Genomic DNA, 18,875 nt, shown 5'->3' with positions numbered 1-18,875 from the left:
TGCTTGCCGCTCCGTACGCGGGAGGTGCAGTTCTGTACCGGAGCGGCAAGCCCCCAGGAATCCACGGCGCTCTCAGACGAGTTGGGGGAGCACCTCGGCGCCCAGCCGCCGCACGTTCTCCTCGGTCGCCGCCAGGTCTCCGGAGCCCTCGACGAGCAGCGCGAAGCGGGAGATGCCCGTCCGCTCGCTGGTCGCCGCCAGCCGGTCCGCGCACAGCCGCGGCGTGCCCACCGGGTGCAGCCCGCAGAGCAGTTCGGTGTATGCCAGCGGGTCACGCATGCGGCGCGTGCGCCCGTCGACCGTGACATGCGCTTCCAGGCCCTGCTTCAGCCAGCCCGGCATGGCCTTCATCAGCGTCTCCGCCGCGTCGACCCGCCGGTCCGCGATCTGGCAGACGCCGGCCGACACATGGGACGCGCCGTGGATCTCCTGCGCCGAGCGTCCGCTCGCGCGTGCGTGCTGCCGCCACAGCGCGACCATCTCGGCCTTCTCCTCGTCCCCCACATGCATGCCGAGCAGCATCGACAGACCTCGCTCGGCGGCCAGACGCACGCTCGCCGGCGAGGTGCAGGCGACGACGAGCTCGGGGCCCGGCCCTTCCGTCAGGGCCTCCGACGGCCGCGGCACCACCGGGACCGCACGGAAGCGGAAGCGCTCCCCGTCGGCGGTCACGGACGAATCGCGCAGCCACCGCACCAGAAGCTCCAGGGATTCCGGGAACCCCTTCTCGTACGCCTCCAGACCCGCCCCGAACACCTCCAGGTCGACCCAGGGGCCGCCGCGCCCGACGCCCAGCGTGAAACGGCCGCCGCTCGTGTGGTGCAGCAGCGCGGCCTGTTCGCCGAGGGCCACCGGGTGGACGGTGGGCAGGACGCTGACCGCCGTCCCGACCCGGATGCGGCGAGTGCGGCCCAGCAGCAGGGCGGCCAGGGTGATGGCCGACGGACAGGTGCCGTACGGCACGAAGTGGTGCTCGGCCAGCCAGACCGTGTCGAGCCCGGCCTCCTCGGCCACCTCGGCCGAACGGACCGCCCGGTGCAGCGCCTCCCCCTCGCCCTGACCGGGGAACTGGGCCGCCAACACGAAACTTCCAACGCGCATTGCTTTCCTGCTTCCTTGGCTCCGACACGGAGCTCCCCCGCACGGCATAACCGCCTGACACCTGCTGAGGACACGGCCGGGCGGAGCATTTTGCGGATTGTCTGCAGAATGGGGCGTTCCGCCCGGAGTCCGGGGGAGGGCAGCCGCAGGAGCCCGCCCCGTCCGTGAGGGATGGTGCCCTACGCGCGCCGTTCCTAAGGGGTCCTTTCACTATGAGCGTCCGATCAGGGCACGTGGTCTGGTGCCGTGCATCGCAAGGCGCCGGGAAGCCCTCGTAGCGGAGCTACTAGGGCGTTTCGGCAACGCGGCGAGGTGCGGTGCCAGGCCGCGCGACCCGGACGGGCATAGTGAAAGGACCACTAAGGACTGAGCGGGAGTGAGCCCTGTTGCCAGGGCTCATGCTCAGCCGCGTGCTCCGCACGGTGTCGGGCACGCTGGTCGCCCGCGGGGTCGCCGTGAACGTCGAGGTGCCAGGCGGCGAGGTGGCCGTCGTTCATGTCCACCGCCACGACCCCGTCGGCCAGAGCCGTATCCATCGGCAGGACCGGGACGGCCGCGCGCTGCCAGGAAGCGGTGACGTACCAGCCGAGGCGGACCGGGTCGTGGTGGATGCGGTAGGCCACCGCCCGGTTCGCGCTGATCCGGTCCGCCCATTCCTCGCCCCGGTGCCGGAACACCACGGCGGCGTCGAGGACGTAGCGGCCGTGCGGGGCGTTGGCCGGATGGCCGAGGGCGGCCGGCAGCCTGATCGAGACCTGCCCGCTGCCGGTGATGCGGATGGTTTCGTTGAAGCGTTTGCCGGACTCCCCGTCGGCGGCCAGGAACATCCGCGCCGCCTCCCACCGACTCCGCCGGGCCGCCTCCCGCAGCCCGGCCTGGTCCAGGTGGTGGCGCAGACGAGCGAGCTGCTCGCCGCCGCGCACCCCACGCACCCGGCCCGCCGCCCAGTTGGCTTGCACAGTGGTCAGCCGGTCCTTCAGCGTGTGCAGACGCCGGGCCTTGGCGTGCCACTCCGCCCGCGAGCCGTACTCGCGCACCCATCCTTCGCGCTTGTTCGCCTTGGCGCCCAGCGGGCGGGCCAGCCGGGCCTCGATCCGCGTGATCTCCCCACGCAGCCACGCCGTCTCCGCCACCTGGCCGCGCCGGGCCAGGGCCCGCTGGTCATGGGTGGCCTTGGTGATGCCGCCCGCCCACCGCGCCGACGAGCCCCCGGTCAGCTCCCGCTTACGAACAGCCCACGCGGTGGCATCGTGCGCCAGACCCCGCCGCGAGCGCACCGCGAGATCCCGGGACGCAAGCCCACCGAGGAACACACCGACCTCGGCCAGCACCGCCGCGTCCGTCTCCGGCACCCGCAGCCGGGCTCGGACCGCCACCCCCGAAGGGCCGGGCACCACAAACGGCGGCGCCACCTCCCGCAGTCCGCCCACCACGCCACCCCCGGCCCGATGTCGAAGATCCGTCACCCCATCCAACGAGCCCCGGCCGCAAAGGTCACGCGTTCGACATACCAACTCTCGTTCAACCAACTCCGCACCTGCCGGCGCGCCCCGTCGTCAGCACCGGCACTCACTCACACGTGCCCATACACGCTCACGCTCGGTCAAGCGGCAGCCGTATCAACCCCGTGGATCCGCGTAGGCTGGACGCGGCCCCTGCTTCCTGTATAGCCCCGAGAGGTGTCCCGTGTCCCCGCGTCGCAACCGACCCAAGGACGCCGCTTCGTTCGGCCGGAGCGCCGAGGACGACCGCCCGGGCCGCTACGGCGGCTGGCAGTCCTCGGAGAACTGGCAGGGCGAGAACTGGAGTGTGCGGCACGTGGCCGGCGCGAGCGCGCAGGGCAAGACGTACCGTTGTCCCGGCTGCGACCAGATGATCCCGGACGGGGTGCCGCACGTGGTGGCCTGGTCGGAGCACACGGGCGTCGACGACAGACGGCACTGGCACAAGGCCTGCTGGAACGCGCGGGACCGCCGCACCCCGGGGGTGCGGCGGTCCCGTAACGCGCCGAGGTTCTGAGGGGACTCAGACGTCCCGCTTCTCCAGCAGGGCGAAGGCGCCCGCGAACGTCACGGCCGTGACACCGAGGATGATCCACAGCGGGTCCCAGCCGGAAGGGCCGGACTCGCTCAGGGAGTTGGCGTAGAAGACGCTCAGCTGGTTCGGGATCGAGTACTCGAACAGGGCGTCGCGCACCTTCTGCAGTGACTCCGAGAACATGAACAGCGCGATCACCAGCGGGGCCAGCACGGCACCGATCATGATGGTGATGGCGCCCGCCGAGTGCCGGATGATCGAGCCGATGAGCAGCGAGAGCAGGCCCAGCAGCGCGATGTAGAGCGCGATGCCGACCGTGCCCTTCAGCCACTCACCGCCGGAGGGGGACTTGGCCCCGTCGCCATCCAGCATGGCCACGTGCAGGAAGGCCACGAGCGACGCGGACACGAGCGTCACCACGAAAGCGACCAGGAAGAACACCACTGCCTTCGCCGCCAGCACCCGGCCGCGGCTCGGGCAGGCGACCATCGTGGTGCGGATCATGCCGGTGCCGTACTCCGAGGCCGTGGTCAGCACGCCCAGCGTGATGATGCACATGCTGCCGAGCAGGAGTCCGAAGAAGCCCAGTCCGAGCGGGCTCTGGCCCTCCAGGGCCGGGTCGGAGTTCGCCACCACCACGCCGGTCAGCAGACCGATGCCGACGACGAGCAGGACGAACACGCCGAGCGTCCACATCGTGGAGCGCACCGACCTGATCTTCGTCCACTCGGAGGCGATGGCGTTCCCGAGGTGGGTGCGCACGACCGGGATGGGCGAGGTGTAGCCCTGGCCGGGGTGGGGGGCGGAACCGGGCGCCGGCTGCCAGGCGGGCGCGGCCTGCGGCATCTGGGACTGGGGGCTGCTCATCGGGCGTCCTCGGGCTTGGTCAGGTCGGAGGTCGGGGCGGCGGCGGGCCGCGCGGGTGCCGAGGTGGCCGACGGGGCGGCGGGCACCTGCGGCGCGGGCGGGGGCCCGGCGGTGGCCGCCTGGCTCGCGGCGGCCTGCGGGGCGCTCTGCGGTGCCTGAGGCGCCTCAGGCGCGGGCTGGGCGTACGGGTTGGGCGTTCCCGCGCCGGGGGCGCCAGGGACACGCGGAGCGGCGCCGGGGGCGCTCGGGGTGCCCTGGGGCATCCCCGGGGCACCGTACGGGCCCGCCGGGGCCTGGACCGGTGCACCCTGCGGCGGAGCGAACGGCCGGCCGCCCTGCTGGGGCGGCGGCGGGGCGTACCAGCCCGCCTGGCCCTGTCCGGGCACCGGCATCGGCGGCTGCGCGCCGGGCGGCAGCGGCTGCTGGAGCCCTTCCTTCTGGTCGATCGTCGAGCGGTAGTCGACGGCGCCCTGTGTCATCCGCATGTACGCCTCTTCCAGGGAAGCCTGGTGCGGCGACAGCTCCCACAGCCGTACGTCGTGGTCGTGCGCGATGTCGCTGATGCGCGGCAGAGCCAGTCCCGTCACGCGCAGAGCGCCGTCCTGCTCGGGCATCACGTGCCCGCCCGACTCGGTCAGCGCGGCCGACAGCTTCTCGCGCTGCTGCGGCTCGGTGTCGGGCGTGCGCACCCGCGCGAAGTCCGCGGAGTTCGCCGAGATGAAGGCGGTCACGCTCATGTCCGCGAGCAGCTGACCGCGCCCGATGACGATGAGGTGGTCGGCGGTCAGCGCCATCTCGCTCATCAGGTGGGAGGAGACGAAGACCGTGCGGCCCTCTGCCGCCAGGGCCTTCATCAGATTGCGGACCCAGAGGATGCCCTCGGGGTCGAGGCCGTTGACCGGCTCGTCGAACAGCAGCACCTGAGGGTCGCCGAGCAGTGCCGCGGCGATGCCGAGCCGCTGCCCCATGCCGAGGGAGAAGCCCTTGGACCGCTTCCTGGCCACGTCCTGCAGACCGACGACCCCGAGCACCTCGTCCACCCGCCGGGCCGGGATGCCCGACAGCTGGGCCAGGGACAGCAGATGGTTGCGGGCGGACCTGCCTCCGTGCACCGCCTTGGCGTCCAGCAGCGCGCCGACCTGGCGGGCGGCGTTGGGCAGCCTGCGGTACGGGTAGCCGCCGATCGTCACATGCCCGGCCGTCGGGTTGTCCAGGCCGAGGATCATCCGCATCGTCGTCGACTTGCCCGAGCCGTTCGGCCCGAGGAAGCCGGTGACGGCTCCGGGCCGCACCTGGAAGGAAAGGTTGTACACAGCGGTCTTGTCGCCGTAGCGCTTCGTCAGGCCGACTGCTTCGATCATGCTCCGCACCCATCGCAAGGTTCAGGACAGCGGGGCACACGCCCCCGTAAGGGTTAGGAGGATATCGAGGCGCTGACGGTTCCGCCCAAGAGGAGGTAAAAGACCGGGCCAAGCCTGTCCGCCCGGGTCAGGTCCGGACAATTCCCGCCTGCCCCCGACACCCGGCACGGTCTCCGGCGAGCTCTCCAACACCCCCGTGAAGCCGCGGGGCCCGCCCTCCGGGCGGAGGACGGGACCGCGCGCGAGGACACGGCCTCTAGGCGTCGCGCTTCCTCAGCAGCACGTAGCCGCCGATGAGTGCCGCGAGCACCCACAGACCCATGATCCCGAGGCCTCCCCACGGCCCGTACGGGGTGTCGTCGTCGATCGGCGTGACCACCTGCATGATCTTGCTGCCGGCCTGGTCCGGAAGGAACTGGCCGACCTTCTTCGTCGCGTCGACGTTGCCCAGGATGTTGGAGATCAGGAAGAAGAACGGCATCAGGATGCCCAGCGACAGCATCGGCGAGCGCAGCATCGCGGCGACACCCATGGAGAACATGGCGATCAGCGCCATGTAGAGGCCGCCGCCGATCACCGCCCGCAGCACCCCCGGGTCGCCGATCTCCGCCCGGTGCGAGCCCAGCATCGCCTGCCCCAGAAAGAAGGCGGCGAAGCTGGTGACGAGGCCGACCAGCAGGGCGAGCGCCGACGCGACCGCGATCTTGCTGAACAGGAAGGAGCCGCGTCGCGGCACCGCGGCCAGCGAGGTGCGGATCATGCCGGTGCTGTACTCGTTCGACACGACCAGCACACCGAAGACGATCATCGCCAGCTGGCCGAGACCCATCCCCGCGAAACTGATGAACGTCGGGTCGAACTGCGCCCGGTCCCGCGCGTTCATCGAGTCGAACTCGTTTTTCGACAGTGCCGAGATCAGCATGCCGAGGGCGATCGTCACGACCACCACCAGCGAGAGCGTCCACACCGTGGACGCCACCGTCCGGATCTTGGTCCACTCCGACCGTACGACCTGTGCCGTCGCCATGTTCAGCCCCTCTTCCAGCCGTCGCCCCACTGCTGCCGCGGTGGCTCGGGGCTCGCCCCGCCGGTTTCGCTGTGCGCGTGATACTCCACCGACTCCGCCGTCAGCCGCATGAACGCCTCCTCCAGGGACGCCTGTTGCGGGCTCAGTTCGTGCAGCGTGATCCGGTGCTGCGCCGCCGCCTCACCGATCTGCTCCGCCTTGCCGCCGTCCACCTCCAGCACTCCCTCGCCGCTCTCCACGGCCACGATTCCCGCCTGGTGCAGCACATCGAGCAGCCGCTCCCGCTGCGGACTGCGGACCCGGACGTACGACCGCGAGTTGCGGTCGATGAAGTCCGCCATGGAGGTGTCCGCGAGCAGCCGGCCCTGACCGATGACGACGAGGTGATCGGCCGTCAGTGCCATCTCACTCATCAGGTGGGAGGAGACGAACACGGTCCGGCCCTGTGCGGCGAGCGACTTCATCAGGGTGCGGACCCAGTGGATGCCCTCGGGGTCGAGGCCGTTGACCGGCTCGTCGAACATCAGGATCCGCGGATCGCCGAGGAGCGCGGCCGCGATGCCGAGCCGCTGCCCCATGCCCATCGAGAAGCCCTTGGTCTTCTTCTTGGCGACCGACGTCAACCCGACGGTCTCCAGCACGTCCCGCACCCGGCTGCTCGGAATGCCGTTGCTCTGCGCGAGGCACAGCAGATGGTTGTGGGCGGTGCGCCCGCCGTGCCAGGCCTTGGCCTCCAGCAGGGCGCCGATGTAGGTGAGGGGGTCCTCGAGCTGGTGGTAGTGCTTGCCGTCGATACGGACGTCGCCGGCGGTCGGGTGGTCGAGACCGAGGACCATCCGCATGGTCGTCGACTTGCCCGCCCCGTTGGGCCCGAGGAAGCCGGTGACGATCCCCGGTCTCACGGTGAAGGACAGGTTGTTGACCGCCACCTTCTCGCCGTACCGCTTGGTCAGCCCCTCCAACTCAATCATGCCGCCACGCTAGAACGTCGCAAAGCCCTCTGCCACCCGAGCGGCAGAGGGCTTTGCGGAGGTTCAGACTCCGTTTGCCGGGCTGTTACCGGGACTGCTGTGCCGGAACCCCACGGGAGATCGGCTCGTCCTCGGCCGGCGTACCGGCGGCGGCCACCGCGGCGCCCGTGAGCGTCGCGAGCATCTCGCGGACGTTCGTCAGCTGGGCGTTGATGCTGTCGCGGCGGTTGGTGAGGGCGGCCAGCTCGCGCTCGGATTCCGAACGGATGCGGTCGGCCTTGGCGTTGGCGTCGGCCACGATGTCCTCGGCCTGGCGCTGAGCCGTCTCCACCGTCTGGCGGGCGCGGCGCTCGGCGTCCGTACGCAGCTTCTCGGCCTCCAGACGCAGCTGCTCGGCGCGGTGCTCGATCTCGGCGAGGCGCTTCTCGGCCTTGGCCTGACGGGAGGCCAGGTCGCGCTCGGACTGCTCGCGGCGCTTGGCGAGGTTCGTCTCGAAGTCGGCGGCGGCCTGAGCGGCCTTCGCGCGGGTCTCCTCGAAGAGGGCGTCCGCCTCCTCACGCTTGGACTGCGCGTCCTTCTGCGCCTCGGAACGCAGCTGGGAGGCGTCGCTCTTGGCCTTCTCGACGATCCGCAGGCCCTCGTCCTCGGCCTTCGCCTTGCGCTCCGCGGAGTACGACTCGGCGTCGTTGCGCACCTGCTGGGCCGCCGACTCGGCGAGCTCGCGGTGCTGCTCTGCGGCGCGCCGGGCCTCCTCGCGCAGGTCCTTCGCCTCCTCCTCGGCGAGGCGGAGGATCTTCTCCACGCGCGCACCGAGACCCGCGTACGACGGCTCGGCGTCGGTGATCTGGGCCTGGGCGTTCTGCGTTTCGAGGTGGAGCTCCTCGATGCGCTTTTCCAGAGCGGTGATGCGGGCGAGAGCGCTGTCACGGTCGGAGACGAGCTTGGAGATACGTTCGTCCACCTGAGCGCGGTCGTACCCACGCCGCACAAGCTCGAAGCCGTAGGGGGAAGTGTCGCTCATGGGGTTCCTGTCGAATGAGACCGGTGAGGTGATAGAGGGAATCCTAGGGGCCGAAACGGTGTGTCATCGAGCGGATGCGCGTTTGATCTGGAAAATGACACCCCTTTTGGGTGGCTGACCCCCGGACCGCTTGCCAAAGACTTGGTCAAAGGCCCCAGCACACACCGGATTCGCCCCGTTTGGCTAGCTATCCGAAGACTTGCCACCCGAACGGGGCGCGCCGACCGTCGCGCCGGCCTTGACTCCGCTGTCCTTGCCCGAGGAGGGGGCCTCGAAGGATTCCAACGCCTCCAGGACGTCCTGGACACGGGAGATCTCGGCGTTGATGTCCTCACGACGGCGGACCAGGACCTCCAGCTCGCGCTTGCCCTCCTCGACCGTGCGCCTGGCCTCGCGGATCGCCTCGGCCTTGAGTTCCTCGGCCTCCCGGACCAGCGTGGACTTCTTCTGCTCGGCCTCCTTGAGCAGCCCCTCCGCCTTCTTCACCGCGGCGATACGGACCTTGCCCGCCTCGGAGTTCGCCTCCGAGACGATCTCCTTGGCCTTGGCCTGCGCCTTCGCCAGCTGCTCCTCGGCCGCCTTGACGAGCGCGTCGCACCGGTCGCCCGCCGACTTCATCGTCTCGGCCGACTCGCGACGGGCCCGCTCGTGCAGCTCCTCGATCTCCGAGGTGATGCGGTCGCGCAGCTCCTCGGCGCGCTCCCTTATCTGCGTGGCGTCCCGGCGCGCGCCGACCAGCAGCTCGTCCGCGTCCGTACGGGCCTTCTCCACCAGCAGGTTGCCCTCGACCGTCGCCTCGGACACCAGCCGGTCGGCCTCGGTGCGGGCCGCGCCCACCATCGTGTCGGCCTGCGACTCGGCCTCCGCCGTGGTCTTGTGCGCCTGCTGCTGCGCCTCGGTCAGCAGCTTGTCCGCCTCGGCCGTGGTCTCCGTGATGAGCGTGTCGACCTGCTCGGCCGCCTCGGAACGCCGCTTGTTGGCGTCCTTGCGGGCCGCGTCCAGCGTGCGGTCGGCCTCCTCGCGCGCCGTGCTGACCAGCCGCTCCGCCGCGGCCTCCGCCTCCGACTTGACGCGCTGGGCCTCGTTGCGGATCCGCTCCGCGTGCTGCTGCGCCGAACCGACCGTCTCGGCGGCCTCGGCCCGCAGCCGCTCCGCCTCGCCGGTGGCCTCCCCGACCAGCTGCTCGGCCTGGGCGACCGACTCCGCCCGCACCCGCTCGGCCTCGGTGGCCGCCTCGGAGCGGACGCGCTCGGCCTCGGAGATCGCCTCCGTACGGACCCGCTCGGCCTCGGCGACCGTGTCCATCCGGAGCCGGTCCGTCTCCTGGATCGTCTCCGTCGTGAGCCGCTCCGCCTCGTTGCGCGCCTCGGTGATGAGGGTGTCCGCCTGCGTCGCCGCGTCCGACCGGATGCGGTTGGCGTCCTCCCGGGCGTCCGCCCTCGTGCGCGAGGCGCTCTGCTCGGCCTCGGCGATCGCGTCCGACGCCTCCGTGCGCACCCGCTGGGCGTGCTCGGCGACGTCCGTGCGGATGCGCTCCGCCTCCGCGATCGCCTCGGACATCGTCCGCTCGGCGAGCGCCTTGGCGGCCTCGGACTCCTCGTGCGCCTCGCGCCGCAGCCGGCCCGCGTCCTCGCTCGCCCGCTCCCGCTCGGCGTAGGCGTCGGAGCGGACCCGGTCCGCCTCCTCCTGGGCCTCCCGGCGTGTCCGGTCCGCCGCGTGCTCGGCGGCGGAGCGCAGCCCGGTGATCTCCTCCTGGGCCTGCTCGTGCAGCCCCGCGACGGAGTCCCGGACCTGCTGGGCGTGCTGCTCGGCCGCCGACACCATCTCCGTGGCGCGACGGTCGGCCTCCTCGACCAGCCGTACGGCCTCGGTCTGGGCGTCCTCCACGCGCTTGCGCGCCGAGGCCAGCAGCTCCTCGCTCTGCTCGCGGGCCCGCTCACGCTCCTGGTCGGCCTCCTGCCGGGCGCTGCCGAGGAGTTCCTCGGCCTCGCGGCGGCGCCGGTTGGCCTCCTCCTGGGCGGCGGCCAGCGTCTCGGACGCCTCCGTGGCGAGCCGCTCGGCGGCGGCCTGCGCCTCCGCGCGCATGCGGTCGGCGCTCTCCTGCGCCTCCGACTTCAGCCGCTCGGCCTCGTTCGCCGCCTCCGAGCGCAGCCGTACGGCGACGGCCTCGCCCTCGGCCCGCGCCGCGGACGCGTCCGACGCGGCCTCGTCGCGCAGCCGCTCGGCCTCCGCCTCGGCCTGCTGCCGGAGCGTACGGATCCGCTCGGCGGCCTCGGCCCGCAGCCGCTCGTTCTCCTCGGCGGCCTCGCGGCGGATCCGCGCGGCCTCCTCACGGGCGTCCGACAGCGCCTGCTCGGCGGCCGTCAGCCGCTCCTCGGCCTCCGTCTGGAGCCGCGTCAGCTCCTCGGCGGCCTCGGCGCGACGGGCCTCCAGGGCCCGCTCGGTCTCCTCGTGCAGCTCCCGCGCCGCGCGCTCGGCGTCCTGCTTGAGCGCCTCGGCCTGCTCGACGACCTCCTCGCGGTGCCGCTCGGCCTCCTGCCGGGTGCGCTGGAGCGTCTCCTCGGCCTGCCGGCGCAGCGTCGTCGCCCGCTCGATGGCCTCGGTGCGGACCTTCTCACTGTCCGCCTGGGCCGTCGTCCGCAGCTCGTCCGCGTCCGCCTTGGCCTTGGCGAGCAGCTCCTCGGCGGACTTCGCCGCCTCCTCGATCTGCGCCACGGCCTCCTTGCGGGCCCCGGCGCGGATCTTCTCGCCCTCTTCGACCGCGTCGGCCCGCAGCTGCTCGGCCTCGCCGCGCAGCCGGCGGGCCTCCTCCTGCAGCTCGACCGTCTTGGCGCGGTACTCCTTGGTGTCGTCCTTCGCCGCGCCCTTGAGCTGCTCGGCGATGTCGTGCGCCTCGGCCCGCAGCCGGTCCGCCTCCGCCTCGGCCTCCGAGCGGATCCGCTCGGCCTCCTCGGCCGCGGCCTTCGTGGTCTTCTTGGCGTCCTCGGACGCCTTGTTGAGGACCTCCTCGGCGGTCCTGGCCGCCTTCGACAGCTGGGTCGCGGTCTCCTCGGCGGTGAGCGTGCGGGCCTTCTCGGAGGCCTCCGCGACGATCTTCTCGGCCTCGGCGCGGGCGTCGGCGACCAGCTGTTCGGCCTCGGACTTGGTGTTCTCGGCCTCCTTGGTGGCCTCCTCGACCAGCCGGGCGACCTGCTCCTTGGCGGTGCGCGTACGGGTCTCGTTCGCGGACTCGGCGCTCGACAGGGCCTTGGCGGCGGCCTCCTTGGCCTCCGAGAGCAGCTTCTCCGACTCGGTCTGCGCCTTGCGCAGCGCCTCCTCGGCCTCGGCCATCCGCTGCTCGGCGGCCCGGCTCAGCTCCTGGGCCTCGCGGCGCGCCGACTCCGACTCCGAGACGGTGGACGTACGCAGCTGCTCCGCGTGGTCGGTGGCCTCCTGCGCCTGCGTGGAGGCGGCGTTGAGCAGGCGCTCGGCGTCCGTGCGGGCGCGGCGCAGGATCTGCTCGGCCTCGGCTCGGGCCTCCTCGGCGGCGCTCGTCAGCCGCTGCCGCGCCTCGGTCGCCAGCCGCTCGGCCTCCGCGCGTGCGGTGGCCAGGGCCTGCTCGGCCTCGGCCCGGGACTCCTCCAGCAGCCGGCGGGCCTGCTGCTCGGTGCGGGCCCGCAGCTGCTCGGCCCACGCCACGTTCTCGTTGACGTGCGACTCGACCGTCTGGCGGCGTTCGGCCAGTTCCTGGTCCAGCTGCTGGCGGCGGGTCACCGCCTCCTGGTGCAGCTCGGCCTGGAGCCGGGCCGCCTGCTCGGCGTGCTCCTGGAGGATCCGCTGGGTCTGCGACCGGGCCTCGCTCAGCTCGCGGTCGGCGTCCGCGCGGATCTGCTCGGCCTGCATCTGCGCGTTGCGCAGCAACTGCTCGGCCTGCCAGCCGATGTCGCCCCCCTCGAAGGAGGGCCGGGACATGATGGTGCGCCGCGCCTCGTGCAGCTTGGCGCGCAGCACCTCGACCTGGTAGCCGAGGTCCTCGGCGTGCTGGATCGCCTTTTCCCGCTCGGTCTTCAGCCGCTTCATCTCGGCTTCGAACCGAGAGAGGTGGTCGACGTCAGCCGCCGGCTCTCGCTCCTGGCTCTCGTAGCCCCGCACTGCGCGGTCCCATCCGTCCCCTGGTCGCAACTCTCTCCAAACGAGCTCCGTCCATCCGCCGGACGGGGCCCCCGGGGAATGGTGTCAGATCATCGGCGGAGCGCAGGCTGCTGCCCCGACGCTCGTCCCCCGAAACCCGGACCCCGGTGGTCCTGCCGTCGCACGGCGGGACCGCGGTCACCCTGGTTGAGCGGCGACCGCCCCCAACCCTACCGGCCCCTATGTACGAGGGTCAGTGCTCAGGTGACTCAACAGGCGCCGAAGTGACCAGTTCTGTCAGTACGCCATGACAGTCCTTGGGGTGCAGGAAGGTGATCCGTGACCCCATGGAACCGCGTCGCGGCTCTTCGTACAGCACGCGTACGCCCTTGCCCTTGATCTCATCGGCGTCCCCGTCGACGTCCGCCGTACCGAAAGCGATGTGGTGGACGCCCTCGCCGTTCTTGGCGAGCCACTTCGCGACGGTGGAGTCCTCTCGGGTGGGCTCCAGGAGCTGCAGGTAGGTGGCGCCGCCGTCGGACGTCTCGTTGATCTTGAGCATGGCCTCCCGCACGCCCTGCTCCTCGTTGACCTCGGAGTGATACACCTCGAAGCCGTACGTGGCACGGTAGAACTCGACGGTCTTGTCGAGGTCGAAACAGGCGATTCCGATGTGGTCGATTCGCGTCAGCATGGATTCAGTGCAGCGCGCCTCCGGTGGTTACGCAACGTGCGCGCGATCACACCGACAGCCCGATGACGGGGTGGAGTACCGGTCAGTACATTCGAAGTAAACCCTCGTTCACTCCTCGGCTGTGCAGCCGGTAAGGGGATCGCAGCTCATGTCTTCTGCCACGACCAGTTCGGTGATCGTCTCGGGGGCGCGTACGCCCATGGGGCGGTTGCTCGGATCGCTGAAGTCCTTCTCCGGAGCCGACCTCGGCGGCTTCGCGATCAAGGCCGCCCTCGACCGTGCGGGAATCGGCGGCGACCAGGTGCAGTACGTGATCATGGGCCAGGTGCTCCAGGCCGGAGCGGGTCAGATCCCGGCCCGCCAGGCCGCCGTCAAGGCCGGCATCCCGATGAACGTGCCGGCGCTGACCATCAACAAGGTGTGTCTGTCGGGCCTCGACGCCATCGCGCTCGCGGACCAGCTCATCCGTGCGGGTGAGTTCGACGTGGTCGTCGCCGGTGGTCAGGAGTCCATGACCAACGCCCCGCACCTGCTGCCGAAGTCCCGTGAGGGCTACAAGTACGGCGCCGTCCAGATGCTCGACGCCATGGCCCTCGACGGTCTGACCGACTCCTTCGACGGCGTCGCCATGGGCGAGTCGACCGAGAAGCACAACACCCGCCTCGGCATCGCGCGGCCCGAGCAGGACGAGATCGCCGCCCTGTCGCACCAGCGGGCCGCCGCCGCGCAGAAGAACGGCCTGTTCGAGGCCGAGATCACGCCCGTGGAGATCCCGCAGCGCAAGGGCGACCCGGTGCTGTTCAGCAAGGACGAGGGCATCCGCGGCGACACCACCGCCGAGTCCCTGGGCAAGCTGCGTCCGGCCTTCGCCAAGGACGGCACGATCACCGCCGGGTCCGCCTCGCAGATCTCCGACGGCGCCGCCGCCGTCGTGGTGATGAGCAAGGCCAAGGCCCAGGAGCTCGGCCTGGAGTGGATCGCCGAGATCGGGGCGCACGGCAACGTGGCCGGGCCGGACAACTCGCTCCAGTCGCAGCCGTCCAGCGCGATCCTGCACGCGCTGAAGAAGGAGGGCCTGGAGGTCTCGGACCTCGACCTCATCGAGATCAACGAGGCGTTCGCGGCCGTCGCCGTGCAGTCCATGAAGGACCTCGGCGTGTCCACCGAAAAGGTGAATGTCAACGGTGGTGCCATTGCCCTGGGTCACCCGATCGGGATGTCCGGCGCGCGTCTCGTGCTGCATCTCGCGCTGGAGCTGAAGCGGCGCGGCGGCGGCGTGGGCGCGGCCGCGCTGTGCGGTGGCGGCGGGCAGGGCGACGCGCTCATCGTGCGCGTGCCCAAGGCCTGATCTCCGGTACGTCCCTGATCTGAACGGAGCTGTGATGCAGGACGTCTCCACGCTGGTGGCCCAGGCCAGGGAAGGGCGGCCCCGGGCCGTGGCCCGGCTGATCTCCCTGGTGGAGGGGGCGTCCCCGCAGCTGCGGGAGGTCATGGAGGCGCTCGCGCCCCTGACCGGCGGCGCGTACGTGGTGGGGCTGACCGGGTCGCCGGGCGTCGGCAAGTCGACGTCGACCTCGGCGCTGGTCAGCGCCTACCGCAAGCAGGACAAGCGGGTCGGCGTGCTCGCGGTCGACCCGTCGTCCCCGTTCTCGGGCGGTGCGCTGCTCGGGGACCGGGTGCGGATGTCGGAGCACGCGTCCGACCCGGGCGTGTACATCCGCTCGATGGCCACGCGCGGGCATCTGGGCGGGCTGGCCTGGTCCGCCCCGCAGGCGATCCGGGTCCTGGACGCGGCCGGCTGCGACGTGATCCTCGTCGAGACGGTGGGTGTGGGGCAGTCGGAGGTGGAGATCGCCTCGCAGGCGGACACCTCGGTCGTGCTGCTCGCGCCGGGGATGGGCGACGGGATCCAGGCGGCCAAGGCCGGGATCCTGGAGATCGGCGACGTGTACGTCGTGAACAAGGCCGACCGGGACGGGGCGGACGCGACGGCCCGCGAGCTGAACCACATGCTGGGGCTGGGGGAGGCGCGGGGGCCGGGCGACTGGCGTCCGCCGATCGTGAAGACGGTGGCCGCGCGGGGTGAGGGCATCGACGAGGTCGTCGAGGCGCTGGAGAAGCACCGTGCCTGGATGGAGGAGCGGGGCGTTCTCGCGGAGCGGCGTCTGTCCCGGGCGTCCCGGGAGGTCGAGACGATCGCGGTGACGGCGTTGCGGGAGCGGATCGGCGACCTGCACGGAGACCGCCGCCTCGGGGCGCTCGCCGAGCGGATCGTGTCCGGGGAACTGGATCCGTACCGGGCGGCTGATGAGCTGGTGGCGGGGTTGACGGAGGGCTGAGCGGGGGTGCGGCGTGCCTGCGGCGGCTTGTGGCTTGTGGCCGCTTCGGCGGGGGTGCGCGTAGCGCCTGCGCGACGGTGGCGGGTCGCGCCGGGGGGTGTCCGTCCGCGGAACGGCGCGATGGGGTCTCACGCCGGCTGACTCCCCGTTGACGCGCCAACCGCTGCGCGCGGACACCCCCCGACACGGCCCCTTCTCGCCGTACGCGGGTGCACGTCCGCGGGGGCGGGCGCGCGGTTCCGCTTCAGCTCCGGGCCATCGGGCCTCCCTCAGTGCCTGAAGGGTGCTCCTGTGCCTCCAGAAGGCTCGGGGCTGCTCGATGCCCCGGCGGCACCCCGCTCCGCCGGCTGCTTGATGCCTGGCGGAGCGGGGTGCCGGGCGGTCGTAATCAAGCAGGGAACCGTCAGTCCTGGTCGTCGTCGTCCTGGTCGTCCGCACGGTCCGCCGTGACCTTGCCCGTCTTGAGGTCGACCTTCCAGTCCTGCTCGGCGCCGGACTTGTGCGTCTCGGCCTCCCAGGACTTGCCCTTGCCGTCCTCGTCGAGGTCGACAGACGTCACCACGCCTTTGCCGGCGGCGGCCTTCGCGGCCTCTTCCGCCGTCACGGAAGAGCCCTTCAGTGCCGCACGCACCTGTGCCGTGTCGTCCTCGTCGTCGGCGTGCGCGCCGAGGACCCTGCCGTCGGCCGGGTCGACGCTCACGCTGTGCCAGGTGCTGTCGCCCGACAGGACCTCGACCTGCCAGACCACCTTGGCGCTGTCGTCCCCGTCGTCCAGCTCGGCGGAGACGGCCGTGCCCGCGGTGTGCTTCAGCGCGGAGGCGATCGCCTCGGAGGCGGTGACCTTCGAGGAAGCCGCCCGGGCGTCGTCGTCGCCGTCGTCCCGCGCCTCCGGGCCGTCCCGGTCGTCGTCGTTCGCCGGCCGGGTGTCGGCCGCCTGCCGCGCCGAGCCCCCGTCGTCACCGCTGGTCGCGAGAGCCGTGGCCGTACCGCCTCCGATCAGCGCGGCGGCGGTCACAGCGGCGATCACGATGTTGCGCTTCATGCGGGTTCCTCCCGAGTCGTTTGGTTTTCGACGTCTTCGACTCTGGCGGATCGAGGCTGAGAGGAAGCTGAAGCCCCCTGAAGGGATCTTCAGGTTGCTTTTGCCACTCTTTACGCATGCGCCTGTTGATCGTGGAGGACGAGAAGCGGCTGGCCCTGTCGCTGGCCAGGGGCCTGACGGCCGAGGGGTACGCCGTGGACGTCGTCCACGACGGACGGGAGGGCCTGCACCGGGCCTCCGAGGGGACGTACGACCTGGTCGTCCTCGACATCATGCTGCCCGGCCTCAACGGCTACCGGGTCTGCGCCGCCCTGCGCGCCGCCGGCCACGACGTGCCGATCCTGATGCTGACGGCCAAGGACGGCGAGTACGACGAGGCCGAAGGGCTGGACACCGGCGCGGACGACTATCTGTCCAAGCCGTTCTCGTACGTCGTGCTCGTCGCCCGGATCAAGGCGCTGCTGCGGCGGCGCGGACAGGGCGCGGGGGCCTCCCCGGTGCATGTGCACGGCGACCTGAAGGTGGACACCGCGGCCCGGCGGGTGTTTCTGGGGGAGGACGAGATCGCCCTCACCGCCAAGGAGTTCTCCGTGCTGGAGCAGCTCGTGCTGCGGGCCGGCGAGGTCGTGTCCAAGTCCGAGATCCTGGAGCACGTCTGGGACTTCGCGTTCGAGGGTGATCCGAACATCGTCGAGGTGTACGTGAGCACCCTGCGGCGGAAGCTGCGCGCGGGGCTGATCCGGACCGTGCGCGGGGCCGGGTACCGGCTGGAGACGTCGCCGTGAGGCGGCTGTTCGGGTCCGTGCGGGCGCGGGCCACGCTGGGGGCGACGCTCGTGGTCGCGGTGGCGCTGGTCGCGGCCGGGGCCGCCGTGCTGGTGTCCCTGCGCTCGAACCTGATCGGCGAGGCCGGTACACAGGCGGAGCGCTCCGCCCGGGCGGTCGCCTCCGAGCTCGCCGCCGGGACGCCGTACGACAAGCTCTCGGGCCTGGACGGCGACGACGGGCCGGTGCAGGTCCTGGCCGAGCACCGGCGGCTGGTCGCGGCCAGTGAGGATCTGCAGCGGATCAGCGGGACGGACACCGGCCGGGTGAAGCCGCAGCCGGCGGCGAAGCCTTCCGGGGACGACGACGATGACGACGCGGAGGACGTCGGCGAGGCCCTCGAAGCGGGTGAGATCTCCGGGGAGACCGTCTTCAGCAACGGGTCCGCGACGATCGACGGGGAGGCGCAGGACTACCGGTTCGCCGCCGTCGAGGTGGAGACCCACGACCGGGGTCGGCTCACGGTCTACGCCGGTTCCCCGCTGTCCGCCGAGCACGGGGCCGTGCGGACCGCGCTGACGGTGATGCTGATCGGGTTCCCGCTGCTCCTCGGTGTCGTCGCGGGCGTGACCTGGCTGGTCACCCGGCGGGCCCTGCGGCCCGTGGAGGGGATCCGGCGTGAGATGGCCGCGATCACCCGTTCCGAGGACCTCGCGCGGCGCGTTCCCGAGCCGGACACGCACGACGAGATCGCCCGGCTCGCCAGCACGACCAACGAGACGCTCGCGGCACTGGAGACGTCCGTGGAGCGGCAGCGGCGCTTCGTCGCCGACGCCTCCCACGAGCTGCGCAGCCCGATCGCCTCGCTGCGGACGCAACTGGAGGTGGCCGCCGCGCACCCCGAGCTGCTGGACCTCGACGGGGCCGTGGAGGACACCGTCCGGCTCCAGCGGCTGGCGGCCGACCTGCTGCTGCTCGCCCGGCTGGACGCGGGGGAGCGGCGGGGCGACACGAAGGTGGACCTCGCCGGGCTCGCCCGGGAGGCGGCCGAGGGGCGGCCGGGTGTCACCGTGGACGCGGAACCGGTGGAGGTGTCCGGGTCACGCGGGCAGTTGGGGCGGGTGCTCGCCAATCTGCTCGACAACGCCGAGCGGCATGCCCGGTCTGCCGTCACCCTGAGCGTGCGGCGCGCGGGGGACCGGGCCGTGGCCGGGGTGGCGGACGACGGCGACGGGGTGCCCGAGGGCGACCGGGAGAGGATCTTCGAGCGGTTCGTGCGCCTGGACGACGCCCGCAGCCGCGACGACGGCGGGGCGGGGCTGGGGCTCGCCATCGCCCGGGACGTCGCCGTGCGGCACGGCGGCACGCTCACCGCCGGACGGGGGCCGGCAGGCGGAGCCCTGTTCGAACTCCGCCTGCCGCTCGCCTAGTGCCGCAGCAGGCGGAGTTCGCCCCGTCGCGACGCCCGGCACGCACTCTCGCCGCACCGGGCGCAAGCCCAAGTACACCCAGTACGAGGGCTTGCACCCGGCACGCCGAGA

The 18,875-nt window shown here is 71.9% G+C and carries 14 protein-coding genes and 1 pseudogene; 5 read left to right on the top strand and 10 right to left on the bottom strand.

The window, feature by feature from the left end; translation table 11 throughout:
* Window positions 1–72: 72 nt before the first annotated feature.
* Both ABTX62_RS07285 and ABTX62_RS07280 read right to left on the bottom strand, forming a co-directional pair.
* On the bottom strand, window positions 73–1,101 hold the full coding sequence (locus tag ABTX62_RS07285; protein WP_352115261.1) for an LLM class flavin-dependent oxidoreductase: 1,029 nt from the start codon (window positions 1,099–1,101) through the stop codon (window positions 73–75).
* A 431-nt stretch (window positions 1,102–1,532) separates the two neighbouring features.
* Window positions 1,533–2,531 (bottom strand): annotated as a pseudogene (locus ABTX62_RS07280) (IS200/IS605 family accessory protein TnpB-related protein); the annotation flags it as partial.
* A gap of 256 nt (window positions 2,532–2,787) precedes the next feature.
* On the opposite strand from ABTX62_RS07280, the gene ABTX62_RS07275 reads away from it, so the two are divergent.
* Window positions 2,788–3,120, top strand: a complete 333-nt coding sequence (locus ABTX62_RS07275; protein WP_283972423.1) for an Rv1322 family protein — start codon at window positions 2,788–2,790, stop codon at window positions 3,118–3,120.
* 6 nt (window positions 3,121–3,126) lie between these two features.
* On the opposite strand, the gene ABTX62_RS07270 is transcribed toward ABTX62_RS07275, so the two are convergent.
* The 7 genes from ABTX62_RS07270 to mce all read right to left on the bottom strand — a co-directional run bounded on the left by ABTX62_RS07270 (window position 3,127) and on the right by mce (window position 13,189).
* A complete protein-coding gene (locus tag ABTX62_RS07270; RefSeq protein WP_352115260.1) occupies window positions 3,127–4,005 on the bottom strand; it encodes an ABC transporter permease subunit in 879 nt (292 codons plus the stop codon).
* A complete protein-coding gene (locus ABTX62_RS07265; RefSeq protein WP_352115259.1) occupies window positions 4,002–5,366 on the bottom strand; it encodes an ABC transporter ATP-binding protein in 1,365 nt (454 codons plus the stop codon). The genes ABTX62_RS07270 and ABTX62_RS07265 overlap by 4 nt, the downstream gene beginning before the upstream one ends.
* A gap of 256 nt (window positions 5,367–5,622) precedes the next feature.
* Entirely contained in the window at window positions 5,623–6,393 is a 771-nt protein-coding gene (locus ABTX62_RS07260) for an ABC transporter permease (RefSeq protein WP_352115258.1), read from the bottom strand.
* Between the two features lie 2 nt (window positions 6,394–6,395).
* Window positions 6,396–7,364: an ABC transporter ATP-binding protein gene (locus ABTX62_RS07255; protein WP_352115257.1), complete on the bottom strand. Its 969-nt coding sequence runs from the start codon at window positions 7,362–7,364 to the stop codon at window positions 6,396–6,398.
* Between the two features lie 85 nt (window positions 7,365–7,449).
* Window positions 7,450–8,385, bottom strand: a complete 936-nt coding sequence (locus ABTX62_RS07250) for a coiled-coil domain-containing protein (protein ID WP_031140747.1) — start codon at window positions 8,383–8,385, stop codon at window positions 7,450–7,452.
* A gap of 183 nt (window positions 8,386–8,568) precedes the next feature.
* Window positions 8,569–12,516 (bottom strand): polarized growth protein Scy, encoded by a 3,948-nt coding sequence (gene scy / locus ABTX62_RS07245; protein ID WP_352115256.1) that lies wholly within the window; start codon window positions 12,514–12,516, stop codon window positions 8,569–8,571.
* 232 nt (window positions 12,517–12,748) lie between these two features.
* On the bottom strand, window positions 12,749–13,189 hold the full coding sequence (gene mce, locus ABTX62_RS07240) for a methylmalonyl-CoA epimerase (protein WP_283972429.1): 441 nt from the start codon (window positions 13,187–13,189) through the stop codon (window positions 12,749–12,751).
* Window positions 13,190–13,337: 148 nt separating this feature from the next.
* Here mce and ABTX62_RS07235 point away from each other — a divergent pair, with 148 nt between their 5' ends.
* A complete protein-coding gene (locus ABTX62_RS07235; protein ID WP_352115255.1) occupies window positions 13,338–14,537 on the top strand; it encodes an acetyl-CoA C-acetyltransferase in 1,200 nt (399 codons plus the stop codon).
* A 34-nt stretch (window positions 14,538–14,571) separates the two neighbouring features.
* On the top strand, window positions 14,572–15,528 hold the full coding sequence (gene meaB, locus ABTX62_RS07230; protein ID WP_352115254.1) for a methylmalonyl Co-A mutase-associated GTPase MeaB: 957 nt from the start codon (window positions 14,572–14,574) through the stop codon (window positions 15,526–15,528).
* A 403-nt stretch (window positions 15,529–15,931) separates the two neighbouring features.
* Here the strand turns inward: meaB and ABTX62_RS07225 are convergent, their stop codons facing one another.
* A complete protein-coding gene (locus tag ABTX62_RS07225; RefSeq protein WP_352115253.1) occupies window positions 15,932–16,570 on the bottom strand; it encodes a PepSY domain-containing protein in 639 nt (212 codons plus the stop codon).
* A gap of 116 nt (window positions 16,571–16,686) precedes the next feature.
* Here ABTX62_RS07225 and ABTX62_RS07220 point away from each other — a divergent pair, with 116 nt between their 5' ends.
* Both ABTX62_RS07220 and ABTX62_RS07215 read left to right on the top strand, forming a co-directional pair.
* Entirely contained in the window at window positions 16,687–17,355 is a 669-nt protein-coding gene (locus tag ABTX62_RS07220) for a response regulator transcription factor (protein WP_352115252.1), read from the top strand.
* Complete coding sequence (locus tag ABTX62_RS07215) at window positions 17,352–18,764, top strand: sensor histidine kinase (protein WP_352115251.1); 1,413 nt, start codon at window positions 17,352–17,354, stop codon at window positions 18,762–18,764. The genes ABTX62_RS07220 and ABTX62_RS07215 overlap by 4 nt, the downstream gene beginning before the upstream one ends.
* Window positions 18,765–18,875: the final 111 nt, after the last annotated feature.

The sequence above is a fragment of the Streptomyces sp. NPDC096046 genome (assembly GCF_040303285.1).
In the GTDB taxonomy this organism is placed as follows: domain Bacteria; phylum Actinomycetota; class Actinomycetes; order Streptomycetales; family Streptomycetaceae; genus Streptomyces.
Note: the sequence above shows the minus strand (reverse complement) of the source record. Positions and strands in the feature narration are given on the sequence as shown.

Coding starts and splice junctions, on each gene's coding strand:
- ABTX62_RS07285 (WP_352115261.1), bottom strand. CDS start 1,101: ATGCGCGTTGGAAGTTTCGTGTTGGCGGCCCAGTTCCCCGGTCAGGGC.
- meaB (WP_352115254.1), top strand. CDS start 14,572: ATGCAGGACGTCTCCACGCTGGTGGCCCAGGCCAGGGAAGGGCGGCCC.
- ABTX62_RS07250 (WP_031140747.1), bottom strand. CDS start 8,385: ATGAGCGACACTTCCCCCTACGGCTTCGAGCTTGTGCGGCGTGGGTAC.
- ABTX62_RS07220 (WP_352115252.1), top strand. CDS start 16,687: ATGCGCCTGTTGATCGTGGAGGACGAGAAGCGGCTGGCCCTGTCGCTG.
- ABTX62_RS07260 (WP_352115258.1), bottom strand. CDS start 6,393: ATGGCGACGGCACAGGTCGTACGGTCGGAGTGGACCAAGATCCGGACG.
- ABTX62_RS07255 (WP_352115257.1), bottom strand. CDS start 7,364: ATGATTGAGTTGGAGGGGCTGACCAAGCGGTACGGCGAGAAGGTGGCG.
- ABTX62_RS07270 (WP_352115260.1), bottom strand. CDS start 4,005: ATGAGCAGCCCCCAGTCCCAGATGCCGCAGGCCGCGCCCGCCTGGCAG.
- ABTX62_RS07225 (WP_352115253.1), bottom strand. CDS start 16,570: ATGAAGCGCAACATCGTGATCGCCGCTGTGACCGCCGCCGCGCTGATC.
- ABTX62_RS07265 (WP_352115259.1), bottom strand. CDS start 5,366: ATGATCGAAGCAGTCGGCCTGACGAAGCGCTACGGCGACAAGACCGCT.
- ABTX62_RS07235 (WP_352115255.1), top strand. CDS start 13,338: ATGTCTTCTGCCACGACCAGTTCGGTGATCGTCTCGGGGGCGCGTACG.
- mce (WP_283972429.1), bottom strand. CDS start 13,189: ATGCTGACGCGAATCGACCACATCGGAATCGCCTGTTTCGACCTCGAC.